Consider the following 1,005-nt stretch of genomic DNA (forward strand, 5'->3'; position numbering starts at 1 on the left):
TCCACTCGTCGCGGTAGGCGTCGGCGAGCGCCGCGGCGGCGTCGCGCGCGTGCGGCGCGTCCTCGACCTCGCTCATCCGACCCGGGCCGTCATGCACCCACCACCGGTTCGGTGCGCAGACCGCGCCCGGAGGCCTCGCGGTCCTCCCGCTCCAGCGGGTCCTCGTTCACGTCGAACGGCCAGAACGGCCGCAGTTCGATGCGTCCGAAGCGGGCCATCGGATGCCGCCCGGCGATCTCGATCGCCTCGTCGAGGTCGCGGCAGTCGAGGATGTCGAATCCGGCGATCCACTCCTTCGACTCGGTGAACGGACCGTCGGTGACGAGCAGTTCGCCGCCGCGCACGCGCACCAAGGTCGCATCCTCGACCGGTCGCAGCCGCTCGCCGAGGACGCGGGCTCCGCGGGCCTCGACGTCGGCCACCCATTCCCCGACGTTGTCGGCAGCAGGGTCGAACGGCTCGGCGGCGGGGTCGACGGCCACGAACATCATGTATCGCATGGGTGCTCCTCTGATCGCTGTCTCACACGGTATGCATGCACGACGAACGGGGGAAGCGCATTTCGACACTGCGCGGAAGATGTGCCGACGATGCGCGGACAATCAGTGCGGCAGCACGAGCGAGACGCCGAGGGCGATCATGACGACGGCGATGACCCCGTCGAGCACGCGCCATGCTCGAGGACTGCCGAGCACGCCGCCGAGGAGCCGCGCGCCGTAGGCCAAGCCGAAGAACCAGACGATGCTCGCCAGGCCCGCGCCGAGGGCGAAGGCCCACCGTCCGTCGCCGTGCGTGTTCGCGACCGAGCCCAGCAGGAACACGGTGTCGAGGTAGACGTGCGGGTTCAGCCAGGTCAGGGCGAGGCACGTCAGCACGGCCGCGGCGAGTCCGACACGGCGCCGTTGAACCACATCCACGGCAGGAGCGCCGAGAGCAGGAACACGATGTAGGGCTCCGTGCCGACGGGGCGCTGGAACACCTGCGTGAAGACGAACCAGTAGATGC

Annotated in this window: 2 protein-coding genes; both read right to left on the minus strand. The window is 69.8% G+C overall.

Features of this window, described 5'->3' with window-relative positions:
• Positions 1–89 precede the first annotated feature (89 nt).
• Positions 90–500: a YciI family protein gene (locus GH736_RS23460; protein ID WP_159607471.1), complete on the minus strand. Its 411-nt coding sequence runs from the start codon at positions 498–500 to the stop codon at positions 90–92.
• 102 nt (positions 501–602) lie between these two features.
• On the minus strand, positions 603–1,005 hold a 403-nt coding region (locus tag GH736_RS23465; protein ID WP_159607473.1), incomplete at its 5' end, for a LysE/ArgO family amino acid transporter.

The sequence above is a fragment of the Agromyces humi genome (assembly GCF_009720255.1).
GTDB classification, from domain to species: domain Bacteria; phylum Actinomycetota; class Actinomycetes; order Actinomycetales; family Microbacteriaceae; genus Agromyces; species Agromyces humi.

What these genes read in the sequence shown, in the direction of transcription:
- GH736_RS23460 (WP_159607471.1), bottom strand. Translation starts at nt 500, where the DNA reads ATGCGATACATGATGTTCGTGGCCGTCGACCCCGCCGCCGAGCCGTTC.